Origin of the sequence: Ruficoccus sp. ZRK36, assembly GCF_019603315.1 — a bacterium.
In the GTDB taxonomy this organism is placed as follows: domain Bacteria; phylum Verrucomicrobiota; class Verrucomicrobiia; order Opitutales; family Cerasicoccaceae; genus Ruficoccus.
In genome coordinates this window covers 867,014-885,136 of sequence record NZ_CP080649.1, presented here as the reverse complement: position 1 = coordinate 885,136, position 18,123 = coordinate 867,014, and the positions used below count along the sequence as shown (strand labels likewise).

Genomic DNA, 18,123 nt, shown 5'->3' with positions numbered 1-18,123 from the left:
GCCTACTTGTCAACTGCCCGGTAACCTACGCCACGCACGGTCTCGATGATCGCGGCATGGTCCTCGAGCTTCTCGCGCAGGCGTCGGATATGGGTATCGACGGTGCGCGTCTCGATATCGGCTTCGTAGTTCCAGACATTGACCAAAAGGTTTTCGCGGCTCTGCACCCTACCCTTGCGCTCCATCAGCAGGCGCAGGAGCTTAAACTCGGTGGCAGTCAGGTCCACATCGGTGCCGTCTACGTTCAGGCGGTGCTTTTCGATGTCGATGACCACTTTACCGATGGAGATTTCCTTCTCCACGTTCGCCTCGGCGCTCTGGCCCAGGCGCTTAAACAGGGCCTTGACGCGCAAAAGGAGCTCACGGGTATCGAACGGCTTGCTGATGTAGTCGTCTGCACCCGTCTCAAAGCCACGGATGCGGTCCTCGGCCTCGCCGCGTGCTGTCAGAAAGATCACGGGCACGGCCTTCATCACGGGGTCGGCACGCAGCATGCGGCAGATCTGGATGCCATTGAGGTCAGGCATCATAATATCAAGGATGACCAGGTCGGGGTGGAACGACCGAGCCGTCCCCATGATCATCAAGGGGTCGTTGATGACCGAGACGCGGTACCCGTCCTGCCGCAACTTGTAGTCCAGCAGCTCGGTTACGTCAGGTTCATCGTCAACGACGAGGATTTTCTTATCTTTGTTCACCGAAGTAATAGCTTTCCTTGGGTTTGCGTTAAAAGATTAGACTTGCCAATGATGAAAACATTTTGTAAATAAATTGTAAAAGAAAGTAGCTGGGGTCGTGCTACTTGTAAATGTTTGGCTCTCAACGCCTTGTGGTTAAGCCTGTGGGTTCCGTTACGTGTTTGTTTCACGCCCGTAACCATAAAATTACGCAACAAAGTGAAGCTATGCGTTGACGCCGGTGTGGCTTGGACTGGAAGCCATGCATCATACTCAATGATCTGCTGGGTTAAGTTCATCGTGCCGAAAAGGTTTTCTTTCGGACTGAAAAGACCCATTTCAGCCTCCCTGGGCGTTTATCTGAACAGGCGCTGGGAGACTGTGCTGTAGTATGGCAAGCCTGTGGTGTGGGGTATACCTACCACTGCGTGCAAAATCCTGTGCCTGGACGCGAACTGCGATTCTGATGAATGCGGATGTCGACTTCACGGCTGTGCGAGCGGCTCGACTGCGGCGGAGGAGGCCGGGGGCTTAGATACTAGCCTCGGCGAGCCTTGAGGGCGATCATGATCAAGCTGATGTCGGCCGGGTTGACCCCGCTGATGCGGCCTGCCTGGGCGAGGTCCAGCGGGCGGATTTCATCGAGCTTTAAGGCGCTTTCCTTGCGCAAGCCCTTGATCGCCGTGTAGTCGAAGTCCTTGGGGAGCTTGATTTTAGCTATGTCTTTCAGCTTTTCGATGTGCCGCAGCTCACGTTCTCGGTAGCCGCGGTAGCAGATGTCGTACAGGACTTCGTCCCGGGTAGCCTGCGGCAGGGCGAGAAAGTCCGCTGGTAGCAGGCTTTCCGTCTCATTGCGGTTCCTGCGCAGCAGGTCGCCGTAGGTACCCCCACGGGTCGTGGTCGTTTCTAGCTTATCTGTCCAGTGTTCGATCTGGGTGAGCTTTTCACGGACGCGCCCTGCCCTGCCCTCTCCTACGAGTCCGAGCTCTATGGCGTGGCCGCCTAGTCGGACCTCAGCGCTACCGTGATTAAAGAGCAGGCGGTACTCAGCGCGACTGGTGAACATGCGGTAGGGCTCCTTCGTGCCCTTGGTCACCAGGTCATCGACCAGTACCCCGAGGTAGCCCTCGTGGCGGCCAAGGATCAGCGGTTCCCCGCCGCGAAGCTTCTGGACGGCGTTGATACCTGCTAAAAGCCCCTGCCCTGCTGCCTCCTCATAGCCTGAGGTGCCATTGATTTGGCCAGCAAAGAACAAACCTGAGACCTTTTTGGACTCCAAGGAGGGAAAAATCTGGGTCGGCGGGGCAAAATCATACTCCACGGCATAGGCGGGGCGTAGCATCACGGCTTTCTCCAGCCCACGTACGCTGTGAAGGATCTCGATCTGTACCTCGAATGGGAGGCTGCTGGATAGGCCATTGATGTACCATTCGTCAGTATTCCGACCTTCAGGCTCTAAAAAGAGCTTATGGGTGGGCTTGTCTGCGAAACGAACGATCTTATCCTCGATGCTTGGACAGTAGCGTGGCCCTACCCCCTCGATCATGCCACCGTAGAGCGGAGATAGATGGAGGTTCTGGCGGATGACCTCGCCGGTTTGCCCCGTGGTCGTCGTCTCCCAGCAGGATACCTGGTCAGCCCCAGGTGGCCAGCCGAGGAGTCGCTGGTGTGATTGTTCCACGTGGAACAATCGACGATCCCACTCTGGGTTTTGCTCAAATTGTTCCACGTGGAACAATTCCTCCCCGAAATGGGTGTCGTAGAAGGCGAAGCGCGTGGGCTTCTCGTCGCCCTTCTGCTCTTCACAGACGCTGAAGTCGATGCTGGAGCCCAATATGCGCGGCGGCGTACCGGTTTTAAGCCGTTCGAGCTCAATCCCTGCCTCTTTAAGGCTGCCGGACAGGCCTTTTGCGGTAAAGTCACCCAGTCGGCCGCCTTCGTTGCGATTGTTGCCGATGTGCATCAGCCCGCGCAGGAAGGTGCCCGTGGTGACGATGACGCTTTTACCGTAGAATTCGATGCCCATGTTCGTCCGAACACCCTTAACCGCGTCATCCTCGAAGATTAACCCCTCGACCAGCGCCTGAAACAGGGTGAGGTCCGGCTGCAGCTCGATGATGTGCTTCATGCGGAACTGGTAGGCCTTTTTATCGCATTGGGCACGTGGTGCCTGCACGGCAGGGCCCTTTGAGGCGTTGAGCAGGCGAAACTGGATGGCTGTGGTATCGGCATTCAGGGCCATGACACCGCCCAGGGCATCGATCTCACGCACGATATGCCCCTTGGCCTGGCCACCGATGGCCGGATTACAGCTCATTTGGGCAATTGTATCGATATTGCCGGTCAGGAGCAGGGTATCAGCCCCCATGCGTGCTGCGGCTAGTGCAGCCTCGCAGCCAGCATGCCCGGCTCCGCAGACAATGACGTCGTAGGGCTGTTTAGGCCCGAATTTCAGTGGTGGCTTCATTTTCCGATGCAAAAAGAAGCAAAAAGCTGATCCAGCATGACCTCATTGTCAATTTTACCCACGACCTCGCCAAAGGCTTCCACGGCCAGACGCAGGTCTGAGGCGGCCAGCTCGGGCGGCGCGCCCTCGGTCAGGCGTAGTAGAGTTGTCTCCAGGGCCTCCACCGCGCGGGTGAGGGCGGCAGCATGGCGGGCACTGACGACCAGCTCGTCGTCATTGGGGACGATGTGACCGGCAGACAGAGCCTCGGTCAGGGCACTTTTGAGGTGCTCACAGCCTTTGCCTGTCTTCAGGGAAAGCCGAATGTGGCGGCAGTCGGGTAAAAAGTCGGTTTTGTCCGTACTGTCGGGCAAATCACCCTTGTTCTCGATCACGAGAGCGTTCGCAGCCTGGACTTTATCCAAGACAGCCTGTGGGAGGGTGGGGGAGGGCGCAGCACTGTCGATGACGACGAGGAAGAAGTCTGCTTTATCGAGCCATTGGATGGTCTTCTCCATGCCCAGGCGCTCAAGCTCATCAGCCGAGGTATGCAGCCCGGCGGTATCCATCAACTGCAGAACATAATCGTCAACCACGACACGCTCAGAAACGACATCGCGGGTAGTGCCGGGGGTCGCGCTAACAATGACGCGGTCCTGCCCCGCCAGCCAGTTGAGCAGACTGCTCTTGCCGGCATTGGGGGCACCGAGGATGACAGTCTGAACGCCCTCGTGTAGGAGAGTGGTATAATGCTGGGTATCAATGAGATGCTTGATGTCGCCCGTCAAGGCCTGTAGAGCGGATATCGGTCCGCTCTGGTCCTCTTCGGGTAAATCCTCCTCGGGGAAGTCGATATAGGCCTCCAGTTCGGCCTGTACGCGCAGAAGCCGCTGGGTATAGGCGTCCATCTGCTTGCCGATGGCGCCAGCCAGTTGGCGTTGGGCGACCTGCAGGGCGCGGGTGCTGCGGGCATGGATCAAGTCGGCGACGGCCTCAGCCTGGCTGAGGTCGAGTTTGCCGTTGGTAAAAGCCGTTTTCGTGAACTCGCCCGCTTCGGCCATCCGGCAGCCTCGGGCCAGCAGATCCTCAAGCACGAGCTGAACCACAAGCGGGCTACCATGGAGGCTGAGCTCAAGCATCGGCTCACCGGTATAGCTGGCGTCATCGGCAAAGTAGAGCGCTATGCATTGGTCTAAGGTGTTGCCGGATAGTGATTTGTGCTTAACCAGCTGGGCCATGCGTGGGGTTGGCTCCCATTTGGGGCCGAAGCAATCACGCCCCAGGCGCTCACAGTCCGGGCCGGACAGGCGGACGAGGGCGAGGGCGGCTTCCCCGGCCGGTGTGGACAGGGCAACTATGGTATCTCCGAATGGCATGCGTAAGGGCGCATTGTCAGGGGCGCAGGCGCATCCGTCACGCAGAAAATGCCCCACAGCAGGAGGGCATGTCTACGCAGTCAATCCGGCTGCTCGTAGTGGGAGTGGCTTTTCGCCCGACTTTAATTGTCGTCGGTGATGCCCTTGGACTCAGCGAGGGCAGTTCCGCCCACGACCTGGACTTTTTCCAGGATCTTTGCCTGCAGGTCCTGCATCACATCATCGTGCTCGGCCAGGTAGGCCTTGGCGGCTTCACGGCCCTGCCCGATGAGATCACCGTTGTACCCAAACCACGCGCCCTTCTTTTCGAGGAGCTTGTGTTCGACGCCGAGGTCAAGCAGTGAGCCGGTGCGCGAGATACCCTCGCTATACATGATGTCGAATTCACACTCGGTGAAGGGTGGGGCTACCTTGTTTTTGACGACCTTGATGCGGGTGCGGTTGCCCTTGACGGCGCCGGAGGTGTCCTTGATCGCGCCGATGCGGCGGATGTCCATGCGGACGGAGGCAAAAAACTTGAGGGCGCGGCCGCCGGGAGTGGTCTCCGGATTGCCAAACATGACGCCGATCTTTTCACGTATCTGGTTGGTAAATATGCAGATACACTTCGACTTGTTAATCGCTCCGGTCAGGCGGCGCATGGCCTGGCTCATCATACGGGCCTGAAGGCCCACCGTAGTATCACCCATCTGGCCGTCCAGCTCAGTGCGGGAGACGAGAGCGGCGACAGAGTCCACCACGATGACATCGACCGCGCCGGAGCGGATCAGGGTCTCGGTGATGTTGAGCGCGTCTTCGCCCGATTCGGGCTGGGAAATCATGAGGTTGTCGAGGTCGACACCGACGACCTTGGCGTAGCGGGGGTCGAGGGCGTGCTCGACGTCGATAAAGACGGCGTTACCGCCCTGGCGTTGAACCTCGGCGATGATGGAGAGACACAGCGTGGTCTTACCGGAGGATTCGGGGCCGTAGATTTCGCAGATACGTCCGCGGGGCAGGCCGCCGACACCGAGTGCGAGGTCGATGGCGACGGAGCCGGTCGAGACGGTCTCGACGTTGAGTTTCGTACTCTCACCCAGGCGCATGATCGAGCCTTCGCCAAACTGTTTGTTGATGGCGGAGATGGCAAATTCGAGGGCCTTCTCGTCTTTTTTATCGGGTGAAGCGGATGTTTTTTTGGGAGCAGCCATGGTGAGTTGGGTTTTTGCCTACGGTGTCAGCTTGGGGGACGAGCGCAAGTCTAATGTGTTAATTTGTTCACTATTTTTGAAAATTACTGATCAGCCCTCTCGGGGACAAAAATTTCCGATGCCCGGGCTGGCGCTATGCGTGCAGAGGCGCTTTATTAAAAGGCATGGCGAGGTACCGGCATCTGATTTGGGACTGGAACGGCACGCTGCTGGACGACGCCTGGCTGTGCCTGGAGGTGATGAATGCGCTCATGGCGCAGCGGCAGATGGCCCCGGTGACGGCAGACTTTTATCAGCGCGAGTTTGGGTTTCCGGTGGTCGATTACTACCGTAAGCTGGGCTTCGATCTGGAGCGGGACCCGTTTGACACGGTCAGCCATGAGTTCATCGGCGCTTACAACCGCCGGCGGTTGGAGTGCCGGCTATTCCCGGAGGCGCGATCGACGATCGAGGCCGTGCAGGCGCTCGGCGTCGAGCAGGTCATCCTCTCCGCGCATGAGCACCGCACGCTGACCGAGCTCGTCGGGCTGCTCGGCCTCAGCGATTATTTCTCTAAGCTCATCGGCCTCGACAATATCTACGCCGCCGGAAAGGCCGCCAACGGCCGGGCGCACATGGAGAGCCTGCCGCATGCGCCGCACGAGGTGCTCCTGATTGGCGACACTGTGCACGACTACGAGGTGGCCTGCGAGATCGGGGCCGACTGCGTGCTGCTGGAGGGCGGGCACCAGAGCCGCGCCCGTCTGGCGGCCTGTGGGGTGCCGGTCCTGGGCTCACATGCCGAGCTGCTGGAGCGCCTGGGCTAGGGGTGGCTGGACCAGCTCTTGAGGGGGGACAGGATAGGTGCGGAAATAGGCTGTCCCTTCACTCGAATAGGCAGTGGATAAATGTATAAAAATCCTCTAGTGAAGTGAACAGGTAATCGGGGCTCAGTGCCTGAAGGGCTTCAACGTCGGCAGAGGCAGCCCAGGCAGCGGCCGCCACTCGGATACCGCAGGCGTGAGAGGCGGTGATGTCGCTCGGAGCATCGCCGATGTAGAGGGTCTCGGCGGGGTCGAGGTCGTAGGCTTCTATGACGTGGGCAATGCGCTGCTCTTTGACTGGCCCGGATCGGTCTCCGGTTTGTACGGTCTGGAAAAACGCCCCCATGTCATAGTGCTCAAGGCTGAGAGCTGCGCTTTGGGGGCCTTTGCCGGTGATGAGCCCGACGAACGCGCCCTTTTCCTTTAAATAGTGCAGCAGCTCAGGGATGCCGGGGAAGGGGGCGGGCCAGTTTCCGTGCAGGGCGGCATAGCGTTCGAGATAGGCGGTCATGCCGACGGATTCGTTGTCGGGCAGGAGGGCGGCGATGGTGCCTTCTTCAGAGGGGCCAAAAGTCTCGATGATATCCGCGTCGCTGAGGCTGCGTCCGGCCAGGGGCTCGATCGCCTCGCGAAAGGCGGTGATGCACAGCGGTAGCGTGTCGGCCAGCGTACCGTCGAAGTCGAAAAGGAAGTTCTTCATCGTATAGACTCATAAGAGTCTCCGGAGCGGGGGATGTTCCCTTGGTGCTGGCGCAGTAATGGAATCGATGCGCGCGTCTGACCGCGCGTGTCCCTGACCTAGAGGGAGAGCCACTCGCCGCGACGGGTGCTGTAGAGGTAGACCTCGACGGGGAGGCTGTAAATATCGCTGAGGGAGCGGCGGTAGCAGTCGAGCTGCGGCCCGTAGATGGCGGCGAGCGCGGGGAGCCCCTCTGGAGCCGGGACGCGGTCGGTCTTCCAGTCGACGACGAGCCAGCCCTCGGGGGTACGGGCGGCCAGGTCGATAGTGCCGTCGTAGACGCGGCCTTCACCATCGGGCCAAAAGACCGGGACCTCCGTGCGGATGGTCAGGGCCGGGTCGGCCAGGCGGCGGGCGGTCTCCGAGGCGTAGAACAGCTCCAGCTCGTGGCGACCCCGGTCCGGGTCCGGGCAGTGGGCGAGGCGGGCCTCGCCGTGTGCGTGCCAGGCTTCGGGGCCCTTGGGCCAGGGCAGGGTTTCCAGGGTGAGGTGCCACCAGTTGCCGTAGTCGGCGCCTTTTTTAGCTGCCGCGGCGGCGGCGAGCTCAGGAAAGAGAGGCTCGGCGGCCAGATCGCTCTCATCGCGGTGGTGGCCCTCGAAGTTGTCGTGGACGGCCAGTGAGCTTGGCAGCACGCGCTCGGGGAAGTTCCCGGCGTGGGTGCGCGCGGCCTTGCGATCGGGCGGGGGAGTCGCCCCGTCGGGAGTGGTGGCCTCCTCTGTTTCAGGGGCATGGCGCGCCGGGAAGAGCTCCGTCTTCGGCGCAAAGGCGGGGAGGGCATCCCACCAGGAGCGGTTCTCCTCCTCGGGCAGGGTACGCAGCCCGGCGGCGAAGGAACCGGCAGGTTTATCAAAGAGGGCTTCGTCGGCCACGACGATCAGGCTGTGGCGGGCACGGGTGGCGCTGACGTAGAGCAGCCGCTCGGCGGTCTGGGCGCTGCGGCGGGCTTGCACGGCCTTGGCCATGCTTCGGTCGTGACTGGCGGAGACCGCCAGCAGGGGCGTTTCGCCGGGACCGCCCAGGAGCTGCGGGTAGTTGGCGCGCGCTTCGCTGATCGGGGAAAAAAACAGGGGCAGAATGACGACCGGCCATTCGAGGCCCTTGGACTTGTGGCAGGTGAGCAGCTGGAGGCGGTCCGGCGCGGCGGGAGCCTCGCCGGGGGCATCAGCGGTACGGCGACGCAGGCTGCGCGCAAACTCGAAGAGCCCCTCGCCGCGATTTTCGGCATTGGCGGCCTCCAGGCGGAGGGCATCCAGGGTGTGCGCCAGTCGTACCGGAGAGGTGCCGGGGAGAGCAGACAGGCGCTCGTGAAGTGCGGTAGTTGCCAGCAGGTGCTCTAGGGCCTCCCGCAGGGGCAGGCGCAGGCAGCGCTGGCGCAGGGCGTAGAGCAGGTTCAGGATTTCACCGGTCAGGCCGGGGATGTCCTCGGGGCGGTTTTCCAGATGCAGGGGGGAGGGCTGCCCGGCATCGCGGGCCGTTTGTACGAGAGTGGCCATCTCACCGTCGGCGACAGCGAAGACCTCCCGAAGCACGCCGAAGAGCTCAAAGCTGTCCGCCGGATCGGCCATGACCTGCATCAGCCCGGCGACCCAGGCAAAGGCCGGGTCATCCCCGAGCTGGTCGTTGCGGGAGTGGTTCTGCACGGGGATGCCGCGCTTCTCCAACTGAAAGGCGAGCGCCTCCAGCCCGTCCTTGCGGGCGCATAGCAGGGCGACTTCTCCCCAGCCGCGTGCGCCAAGCTCGGCAGGGCCGCGAGCCTCCAGCCAGATCGCGAGTACTTCGGCTTCGGCGTCGAGCCGGTCGCGCTTGGCGTTGCCCTCGGTTGCGGGGTTGAGGGGCAGGCGCTCGACGCAGCCGGGGCCGACGCCGGGCTTGGGCTCCAGTGGAACGAGGCCGACCTGGCCCTCCGCGCCATTGAGCACAGCGGGAAAGGCGGTGTTGACGGCCTCGACCACGGCGGCGTCACAGCGCATGGTCACGCTAAAGGTCAGCTCGCCGCCCTCGGGGTCGTCGGCCAACGCCTCATGCAGACGTAAATAGGTGGGCAGGTCGGCGCGGTCGCTGTAAATGGATTGTTGCGGGTCACCGACCATACAGAAACGGCCTCCGGGGGGTGCTTCGGCGGTACCGGGCCAGCCATCTGGGGCACCCCGGTCGCGGCTGACGGCGGTGAGGATGCGGAACTGCACCGGGTCGGTGTCCTGGGCCTCGTCGAGGATGATCCGCCAGCGGTGGGCGCGGATCTCGTTTAAAGCCTGTGGCACGGCCAGTAACTGGTCGGCCAGATAGATCATGTCGTCGTAGGTCAGGCGACCGGCCTCCAGCCGAAACTGTCGGTAGCGTCGCGCCACCGCCGAGGCGAAGTGCAGGCCCGCGTCGGCCAGCCAATCCTGGACCGGGGCAAAGGCATCTGCCCAGGCCTCCGGGAAGCCCTTCGTCTTCGAGGCGGGCTCGGGGATGCCCAGCGAGCGCGTTTCGGGGGCAGCGAGGGCGTTACTCCAGGCACGGATCGCGTCCTGCGAACGCTCGATGGTGGCCGCTGAGCGGCCCTTGGCCTCCCAGGCCAGCAACTCGGTGAAGTCCGGCTCCGGCAACTGGCCGGGTGCGGGCAGGTCGGCACCCGGCAGTTGTCGAGCCAGCTCCAGCATCTTGCCCAGCGGGGCGATTTTTAGAAAGTCCTCCCGGATCGGGGCGGGGACAAGCTCGCTTAGGCGGTCCTGTGCGCGCAGGAAGCGCAGCCAGAGCGCTTCCTCATCCTCGACCAGCTCAAGCGCGGGGGGCAGGCCGAGGTGGTGGCCATGGCGTCGGAGCAGCTCCAGGCAAAAACTGTGGATCGTCCCGAAAAAGGCGCGGCCAAAGAGCTTGAGCAGGTGCTCGTTACCGGCGGCCTGATCGAGGAGCTTGCGCCGAGCGCGCTCCTGGAGCTCCTCAGCGGCCTTGTTGGTGTAGGTGACGACGGCCAGATGCGGCAGCAGGGGCTCGCTCCGGTTGGCGTCCTGAGCGCCGAGTTGGGCGATGCGGCCCACGATGGAGGTCGTTTTACCGACACCCGCCGGGGCAATGACCGAAAAGTTCCGGTCCGTCTCGTTGAGAAAGCGGTCGCGGTCGGCCTGGTCGGGAAGGGGAGGGAAGCCGCTCATGTCGCAACCTCCTCGTCTTCCTCGCCGCCGTGGGTGCGCAGCCACTTGCCCTTGAGGGTGGCCGGGCCGATGACGAGCGTGGCCAGCGGGTAGTGCCCACAGAAGCTGAAGCGGTCGCGAAAGGCGCCGCGGTGGCCGACCGTGCCGCTGCTGTGGATGGCCGAGACGGTTGAGAGCAGGGCGACGCTGCCGCGCACGTCTTCGTCGGTGAGCTGGGTTTTCAGGGGCTTGCCGGGCGTGAGCAGGCTCAGCAGGACGGGGCCGTAGCCAAGCTGGCGCAGGGCCAGTGCGTAGAGCCCGAGCTGGAGCCCGTCGGCTTCGGCGAAGCGCTTGGCATTGAGGGCGCTGCGGCTCCCGGTTTTAAAGTCCACGATCCAGGCCTCGCCGGGAGTGTTTTCCGGGTCGGGGCCGTTGTGTAAAATCAGGTCGATGCGGCCGCGCATGCGCAGGGAGGCACTGCCGGGATAAAGCTCCAGTGCGCCCTCGGGCAGCTTGAACTCTCCCGCCAGCAGCCCCCGGGGGGCGAATTCACGGGCGGCGGTCGCGGTGGCCTCGATAAGTTGCTTGGTACGGGCGAGGGCGGAGGCGTGGGATTCGCTCCACCAGTCGGGCAGGCGGCGGTGGGCCGCCTCGTAGGCAGCTGAGAAGCGCCGGGCGACCTTGTCGGCTTTGGTCTCGGCCCGTTTCTGCCAATCCTCCTCGTCGGGCGGTGTGCCCCAGGTGGCGTCGGTGGGGAGCGGGTCGGCCCAATCGTGGACCCAAAGCCCGAGGGCCTGAGCGAGCGAACGCTCGGCGTCCGGGTTCCAGGCTACATCGGTGCGGATGGCTTGTTTGATCCAGGTGTAGCCGGGGGTTTTAAAGACCTCCTCCCACTGCGAGAAGGAGAAGTCGAGCCCACCGGGCGGGGCGATATCGAAGCCGAAAAAGTGTCCGTCAAAGGGCAGGGCAGGGTTGCGGCGGTTTTGGTGGACGCCGATAAAGCCCGCGCAGCCGGGGAAGTCTGCCCCTGCCTCGGCTGCGGGCAGGCGGGACAGACTGGTGGCTTCGAGCCGTGCACAGGCCTCTTCGCCGGGGATCTCGCCGTGGGTGAGGTGCCAGGCCTTGAGAAAGAGGTCGTTGAGCGGACTGGAGCGGGTGGAGGCGGGGTTGTCCCGCCGGGCGGCGGTGCAGACGGTTTCGGCACCGGTCTGAGAGTAGAGATGCCAGAAACCGGACTCGATCAGGGCGGCCTCTTCGCCGGGGGTGAGCAGGCGGCCATGCTGCCCGTCAAAGGTGCCGCCTCCGTCCTCGGCATACCCGGCACGGGCATTGAGGCGGCGGATGAGGGGCTCGCTTAGCAGCCCGGAGGCCGGTGTCGGCGACTCCCATTGGCGGCCGTTCATCCCGGTAAAGATCAGGTGCGTCCAGTCCCCGGTGAGGGCTTCCTGAGCGGTGACGAGTGCCACGCGCGCCAGGGGGTGTCGTCCGGCTTCACCACGGGTGCGGCCGGGGCGGTCCACCATTTTACTCAGCCAGCCGAGGAAGCCCGCGCGTTCGAGGGGGCCGTCCAGCCGGGGAGCGAGCAGAGCGACGCGTTCGGTCAGGAAGTCCAGCCGCTCCGGCCAGGCGAACCGCTCCAGCACGGGGCGGGCTGCCTCGGTGAACTCGGCCAGCGTGGCGCGCTCGGGTAGCGTGGGCCATTGGGAGAAAAACGTGACGGCCTCTGGGACTGTGGCCGCAGCGGCCCGGATGACCGCGAGGTCGTCGGTCATGGCCATGGAAAATGTTTCACGTAGAACACGCAGCAGGCGCTCGGCCTCGTCAGCGGGCAGCTCACGGTGGGCCCGCAGCGCGCGCACGAAGTCCACCGCCTCCTGCAGGCGTTGGCTCTCCTGCATGGCGCTCCATGCCTCCAGCAGTTGAAAGCCTGGCGGTCGGGCTGCGGTATGGCCACCGGCGTCGTAGTGGGGGAGGCGTGCGTCTTCCAGCTTCAGGGCGATTTCGCGCGGGAGCGACAGGGCGCGGTGTGGGAACACCACCCCAATGACGGCATCGGCCTGCTCGGCCAGCCAACGCTCGACCTGATCGGCGATGAGCGCGGCCTCCATGCGGGGGTCGGGGGCGAGGAGGAAGCCCGGCTCGCTCTCAGGAGTGGCGGGCGGATCGGCCAGTCCGGGAGCGGGCTCGGCGGGGCCGAGGAGCGATTCCCAGTCCTCCGACCAGGCGAAATCAGCCGGGGAGTCGGAAATGGGTTGGCTGAAGATGACGGTCGCCGTTTCGGCGGCAGACAGGGCGCTCTGGAGCAGGAAAAAATGCTCAGCATGGCCGGGGCCAAAGCCGCTGGCCAGCAGGTGGGTGAAAACCGGCTCGGTGGGAGTGGGGAGGCGCGCGGCCTCGGCGGCCGTCTGCATCCCGGCGGCTTCGAGCTGGCTCCGCAGGGCGCGCAGGAGCTCGTTAGCCGGAGCAAAGTCAAAGACCTCATCCATCCAGCCCACTGCCTCCAGTCGGTCAAAATCACGCAGGAACGATTGCGGATCGGCCAGAACGGCACGGGCAAAGACGTTGTCCGGTAGTTGCTGGGCGGCCAGCCGCAGAAAGAGGGTCAGCTCCTCGCGCACCGCCACCGGGCGGTCCCGGCGGGCAGCGTCGGCCAGCCGGTGGCGCAGCCGTCCGGGGGTGAAAATGTCGATCCCCACCAGAGGCAGGCCCGCCTGCGCGAGCTGGCGCTTGAGCACGGAGGCAGCCACTCCGTCCGGCAGCAGGACGGCGACGGGCTTTTCCGCTGCCCAGGCTTCACGCCCGATCTGCTCAAACCACGGACGCAGCGCCTCCTCCCAGGCGGTGCCGGGGCGACTGCAGATCAGGTGGCGGACGGTGGTCATGGAGAGAATCGTCGTGGACAGGCGTGTGTTTCCGGCCTTTTAAGGCAGGCATCTGTTGAGTTGCCCCCGACGTTTGGCGACGAGAGCACACGTCTTGAAAAGATCAGGCAGGATTGGCCTTTGAGGGTGAGGAAGTCGGGAGTGAAGAGAAGCGCTCGATATTATCCCGCAGGCGCATGAGGGCGTCAGTGGTTGCCTGAGGGATGAGCCCGTGCTTGTCCGGGCCGACGTCCAGTAGGAGATTAGCCCCGCGGCTTCGGGTGACCAGATACATGCCGAGGAGTTCTGCGTCGCTGCGCGGAGCGTCATGCTCGGCATAGAACCACTCACGCCCGATCGGCTCGCAGACTTCTCCGGGCAGGTAATAGGGCTGACCCTCAATGTCGCGCCAGACGACGTGGCCATCTTTACTGGGGGGCAGGAATCGCTCGATGGAGATCAGGTCGGTCGGCCATGCCCCATGAAGCTTGAGCTCGGAGCCATTGCCGATGCCGTTATTCATCATGATGACCGTCTCTGGCTGCCAGCCGACGATCTGTTGGTAGAGGCGTTGGCGGTAGTCCGCAGTCAGGGCATGGGGGATATCAATCCAGACCTGTGCGATCTGTCCGTAGCGGGTGAGCAGCTCCTCCAACTGTGCGCTCTGGAACTCTTCGTAGGCACGGGTCGTATAGGGCTGTTTGGGCTGCGTCCCGACCTTAAAGGGCTGTTCCCGCTCTATTTTCGTGCAATCGGATTCCGTCAGGGAGCCGAAGCGGTTGTGGTTGTCCCACGAGCAGTAGTACAAGCCGGGCAGGATGCCTCGCTTTTCACAAGCCTTTACGAAGGCCTCGACGACATCGGTGGGATTCCCGCTGGTGCCCACATGGTAGTCCGTCTGTGCGGTGGGCCATAGACAGTGCCCGGATACGTGTTTGGCCGTGAGGACGGCATATTTCATCCCGGCGTCTCGGATGATACTGACCCATTGGTCTACATCGAGGCGATCGGGATTGTAGAGAGTCGAGGGCTTGTCTCCGGCAGATAGCTCATCACCGTCAAAGGTGCTCATCCCGAAATGGATGAACATCCCGTAGCCAAGGGCTTCCCAGGCTTTCAGCTTCTCCAGGGGCAGCCGCTGGTGGCCTGTCGATGTCATGGGGGTAGTCATGGTTATATCGTGAGGGTGAACTTCCTACTGAGTTTGTGCCCCATACCGGGCGACGAGCTGTAGCCTGGGAATTGGCTAAATGGCGCCTCAGTCCTGCCAGTTAAAGGTGATGGGCTTTTCGATGTCGGGGTGGAGGCTGTTGTGGACGGGGCAGCCGTAGGCGGCGCGTTCGAGGGCGGCGCGCTGCTCCTGAGTGGTCGGGGTGGGGACGGTGACCGTCATGGGCAGGGCGGCGATGCGGCGCGGGCTGTTGGTGGACATGTGTTTCTCCACCGTGAGGGTCATGCCTTTGATGTCGAGGCCGAGCGATCGTGCCTTGATCCCCATGATCGTGGCCACACAGGTGGCAAAGGCCGAGGCGCAGAGGTCGGTAGGCGAAAAGGTCTCGCCGCGTCCCTGGTTATCCACCGGAGCATCGGTGGCGATTGTTTGCCCCGAAGGGCCGTGAGTGACCGTGCAGTGCAGGTCGCCTTCGTAGGATGCCGTGAGCTGAACCATGCAGCGATGAAAACCGTCTGCTCCTGCCAAGACAAACTTTTCCTGCCTTGAAACTCGCGTCGGCTCGGCCACAGTGGAGCGCTTAGGAAATGAACAGGGCTACCCAACATTCGCACGGGCTGATTTCATGGCGCACGCTGGTTACGCTGTTGTGTGCTGTACTGGTGCTTGCGTTGGGTGCGTTTACCCTGGCTGGCCATTTTGGGGAAAAGGACTGGCGCCTGGATGGGCTAAGCCATTTCCGGCTGGAGTACTTCGCCTGTCTCGGTCTGTTGGGGCTTTTTTGCCTGTTCACGCGCCGCCCGATCCTGCTTGTGCTGACGCTGGTGTTTCTCTTTTGGAACGGAGCGGAGATCTTTAGCGTTCCAGACTCGCCAGAGCCTGCGCCTGAGGCGCGTGTCTACAAGGCTGCTTCGTTTAACATCCACACGGCCAACCGCGAGTTCGATAAAATCCTGGCCTGGGTACGCGAGGAAGACCCCGACTTCTTCGTCATTGTCGAGGCCACCAATGCGATGGAGCCGCTTTATAAAGAACTCGAAAAGATCTACCCCCAGATTAAGCGCCGGAGTATGGGGCGCGGTGGTTTCGGGGCGATGATTTACAGCCACTACCCGATCATCGAGGAGCGCTTTGGCTGGGCCGGGGTGGGGACCGTTCCTGTGCGGATCGAGCTGCCAGAGGGGCCGATCATGCTCGTCGCCATGCACCCGCAGGCCCCCGTCAGCAAGATGGCTTGGGGCTGGCGTAACGGTACCCTGCGGGATATTGCCACCTTTTGTGCCCGGCAGAGTGACCCCGTTTTGCTGATGGGCGATATGAACTGCTCGCCGTGGTCACCGTTCTATAAGAAGTTTGAGCATGAAAGCGGCCTGAGTGCTCCGGATGTGCGCTGGTTACCGCGCCGCACCTGGCCCGCCGGGCTGCCGTTCATGTGGGTGCCGATTGACCAGTTTTTCGTCTCGAAGCAGATTCAGCCGCTGGCTGAGTGGGTCGGCCCGGAGATCGGCTCCGACCACTACCCGATCGTCATGACCTTCCAGGTCATGCGTGACCGCATCGGACATTGATGGCATTTTCAGGAGAAAATGCCATGATCACAACTTCTGCGGCCAGCAGACGTACAAACGCCGACACGATGCGCAGCATCGAAAGTGCAGGCTCCGCCTGCCGCGGGTGCGGGGCGCGTAGCCCCGCAAAATAAAACAATCATCCCGTGCGTTTGATTACGCCAGCTTGAGCAGCTCGTCGGTGGTGGGGACGTCGCGGATGATCTGCGAGGTGCCGGGGCCGACGCCTACGTAGCGCAGGTTGGGCTTGGTGAGCTTGTGGCCGTTGCGTTCGGCGACGGCGAGCAGGCTCTTTACACAGAAGGCGACATAGCGCTTGGCTTCGGCGGGCAGGTCGGCAAACGAGCGCACGCCGGAAATGTCTTCCTTCCAGGTGGGCAGCTCGGTGTAGACCGGCTCCAGGGCACTGCGGACACGGTCGTCACGCGGCACCTCGTAGTAGGCCTTGCCGTCCTTGTCCTGATAGTGGGTGCAGACTTGGAGCGTGCCGAGCTCCCCGGTTTCATCGGTGAGGGCATCGAGCTTGTTGAGCACGAGGTCTTCGTAGCCACCGAAGCGCAGGGCATCGCCCTTTTCCACCGCGTCGAACCAGCCAACCATGCGCTGGCGGCCCGTGCTGGTGCCGAACTCCAGGCGCTTGAGCCGTTCGCCCAGCGGGTGTTTGTCCGGGAACTGGGTGAGGAAAATGTGGGTGCCGACCTTGGTGTCGTAGGCCTTACAGCAGCCGACGGTGTGTACCGGCTGCACGGGCAGCCCGGCGGACTGGAAAAACTCGGGCGAGTAGGTGTGCGAGGCGGTGACGTTCGGGGCGAAGCCGTGGCGCTTGTCCAACCAGTAGGACTGGCCGAACTCACCGATGATGGAGCGGCCGTCGCGAAGCTCCGCCAGCATGCGCTCGCGCATGTCGATGACGTTGGGGGCCAGCGCGCTGCCGGCCTCCCAGTAGGCTTCGGTCAGAGCCTCAAGGTTAAGGGTGAAGGGCTTTTCGCCACGGAAGCGGGTGAAGTCGAACTCGCTGGCCGGGAAGATGCCTTCGTCGATGGCAGCCTGATTGGCGCGGGTTTCGGCCTGGGTCAGGGTCTCGAAGAACTGGTGCCACGCTTCCGGGGTGACCTGGCAGACGTGCTCGATGGTGCGTGCCGCGCGGTCAGCGCGGGCAGCGAGCTTGCGGGCGTACTCTTCGCGGGTGCCCCGGAACTCAGCATAACCGATCTGCATCTGTCCGACCTCGTCGAGATAGGCGGGGGTGATACCGCGACCGGTGGAGCCGCGCGGCTCCTCGCCGATGATGTTCGAGCGGTAGCTCTCCCAGGCCAGGTCGAGCAGGCGGTGGCAGACGTCGCTCACGAGCGTGCGCTCATCGATGACCAGGCGCGAAATCACATCGTAGCCGTTGGCTTCGAGGGGCTTGGCTTCCCACCAGAACTTGCGCGGGTCGGCGACGACGCCCATCCCGATGGCGAGCATGTCGATATGCGGGTCGATCACCCCGGCGGGCAGCAGGTTCAGCTTCAGGCCTCCGGCGGTATGGCCGCTATTGGCGCCGCCATTGACCTTGAGGACAGCGGCCACGGGCTTGGCCAGCTTGGAGCTCTCCTTGAGCTCGGCGATGAGTTCGTAGACGACGCGGCCTTTGCCTTCATCGCCCATGCTGATGCCGACGTCGGCCAGCAGTTGACTAGTAAACGGAGTCAGCGCCATTAAAAAACCTGTGCGTTGAGTGTGAGGTGATCGGACATGAACAAACCGGACAGGTTGTCCACTTGCCCGGACAAATGCAATACCCAAGCCGCTCACGAGGCATTCAGATGGGCTAAAAAACGCGATAAGTTTTTTTGCAGGGGCTGAAATAAAGCCCTTCCGGGGGACTCCTACTGACAAAACCGGGGCGTTTTCGTCCCCACGAAAGGAGTCATCCCTATCAGCAGATAGTCATAATTACCCCGTACTCCAACTAGCGGCGGCCATCGTCAGGCCGTTTTCCCGCGGTGGAGGCAGATACGATAGTTTTCAACGCCCGTACCGCCGAAACCCGCAAACACACCCCAAAACCGCGTTTATGAGCAGGGCAGCTGCGGCTCCGCTCCAGACGCTGACAAGAGCCCGTGATTCACGGCTCTCATGCAAACCTCAAATCAGATGAGATTATGTCAAAATTGTTCAGAATACGACCTCT

12 protein-coding genes are annotated in these 18,123 nt (G+C 62.7%); 2 read left to right on the top strand and 10 right to left on the bottom strand.

Features of this window, described 5'->3' with window-relative positions; translation table 11 throughout:
- Positions 1 to 2: 2 nt before the first annotated feature.
- The 4 genes from K0V07_RS03845 to recA form a co-directional block, all read right to left on the bottom strand.
- Positions 3 to 698: a response regulator transcription factor gene (locus K0V07_RS03845; protein ID WP_220623218.1), complete on the bottom strand. Its 696-nt coding sequence runs from the start codon at positions 696 to 698 to the stop codon at positions 3 to 5.
- 517 nt (positions 699 to 1,215) lie between these two features.
- Positions 1,216 to 3,144, bottom strand: coding sequence for an FAD-dependent oxidoreductase (locus K0V07_RS03840; RefSeq protein WP_220623217.1), 1,929 nt, complete (start codon positions 3,142 to 3,144; stop codon positions 1,216 to 1,218).
- Positions 3,141 to 4,499, bottom strand: a complete 1,359-nt coding sequence (mnmE, locus tag K0V07_RS03835) for a tRNA uridine-5-carboxymethylaminomethyl(34) synthesis GTPase MnmE (RefSeq protein ID WP_220623216.1) — start codon at positions 4,497 to 4,499, stop codon at positions 3,141 to 3,143. Before mnmE ends, K0V07_RS03840 begins: the two co-directional genes overlap by 4 nt.
- Before the next feature lie 122 nt (positions 4,500 to 4,621).
- A complete protein-coding gene (recA, locus tag K0V07_RS03830) occupies positions 4,622 to 5,689 on the bottom strand; it encodes a recombinase RecA (protein WP_220623215.1) in 1,068 nt (355 codons plus the stop codon).
- Between the two features lie 164 nt (positions 5,690 to 5,853).
- Between recA and K0V07_RS03825 the strand changes: the two genes are divergently transcribed.
- Positions 5,854 to 6,495, top strand: coding sequence for an HAD family hydrolase (locus K0V07_RS03825; protein WP_220623214.1), 642 nt, complete (start codon positions 5,854 to 5,856; stop codon positions 6,493 to 6,495).
- Between the two features lie 58 nt (positions 6,496 to 6,553).
- Here K0V07_RS03825 and K0V07_RS03820 read toward each other — a convergent pair whose 3' ends face one another.
- The 5 genes from K0V07_RS03820 to K0V07_RS03800 all read right to left on the bottom strand — a co-directional run bounded on the left by K0V07_RS03820 (position 6,554) and on the right by K0V07_RS03800 (position 14,877).
- The gene (locus K0V07_RS03820; protein WP_220623213.1) at positions 6,554 to 7,192 is read right to left on the bottom strand and encodes an HAD hydrolase-like protein; all 639 of its coding nucleotides are present in this window, start codon (positions 7,190 to 7,192) and stop codon (positions 6,554 to 6,556) included.
- Between the two features lie 98 nt (positions 7,193 to 7,290).
- Positions 7,291 to 10,368 (bottom strand): UvrD-helicase domain-containing protein, encoded by a 3,078-nt coding sequence (locus K0V07_RS03815; RefSeq protein WP_220623212.1) that lies wholly within the window; start codon positions 10,366 to 10,368, stop codon positions 7,291 to 7,293.
- Positions 10,365 to 13,229 carry a PD-(D/E)XK nuclease family protein gene (locus K0V07_RS03810; protein ID WP_220623211.1) on the bottom strand — a complete coding sequence of 955 codons (2,865 nt, stop codon included), beginning with the start codon at positions 13,227 to 13,229 and terminating at the stop codon, positions 10,365 to 10,367. Before K0V07_RS03810 ends, K0V07_RS03815 begins: the two co-directional genes overlap by 4 nt.
- A gap of 103 nt (positions 13,230 to 13,332) precedes the next feature.
- Positions 13,333 to 14,367 carry an alpha-L-fucosidase gene (locus K0V07_RS03805; protein ID WP_220623210.1) on the bottom strand — a complete coding sequence of 345 codons (1,035 nt, stop codon included), beginning with the start codon at positions 14,365 to 14,367 and terminating at the stop codon, positions 13,333 to 13,335.
- 99 nt (positions 14,368 to 14,466) lie between these two features.
- Positions 14,467 to 14,877: an OsmC family protein gene (locus K0V07_RS03800; protein ID WP_220623209.1), complete on the bottom strand. Its 411-nt coding sequence runs from the start codon at positions 14,875 to 14,877 to the stop codon at positions 14,467 to 14,469.
- Between the two features lie 89 nt (positions 14,878 to 14,966).
- Here K0V07_RS03800 and K0V07_RS03795 point away from each other — a divergent pair, with 89 nt between their 5' ends.
- Positions 14,967 to 15,947 carry an endonuclease/exonuclease/phosphatase family protein gene (locus tag K0V07_RS03795; protein WP_220623208.1) on the top strand — a complete coding sequence of 327 codons (981 nt, stop codon included), beginning with the start codon at positions 14,967 to 14,969 and terminating at the stop codon, positions 15,945 to 15,947.
- A 156-nt stretch (positions 15,948 to 16,103) separates the two neighbouring features.
- Here the strand turns inward: K0V07_RS03795 and K0V07_RS03790 are convergent, their stop codons facing one another.
- A complete protein-coding gene (locus K0V07_RS03790; protein ID WP_220623207.1) occupies positions 16,104 to 17,648 on the bottom strand; it encodes an adenylosuccinate synthetase in 1,545 nt (514 codons plus the stop codon).
- Positions 17,649 to 18,123: the final 475 nt, after the last annotated feature.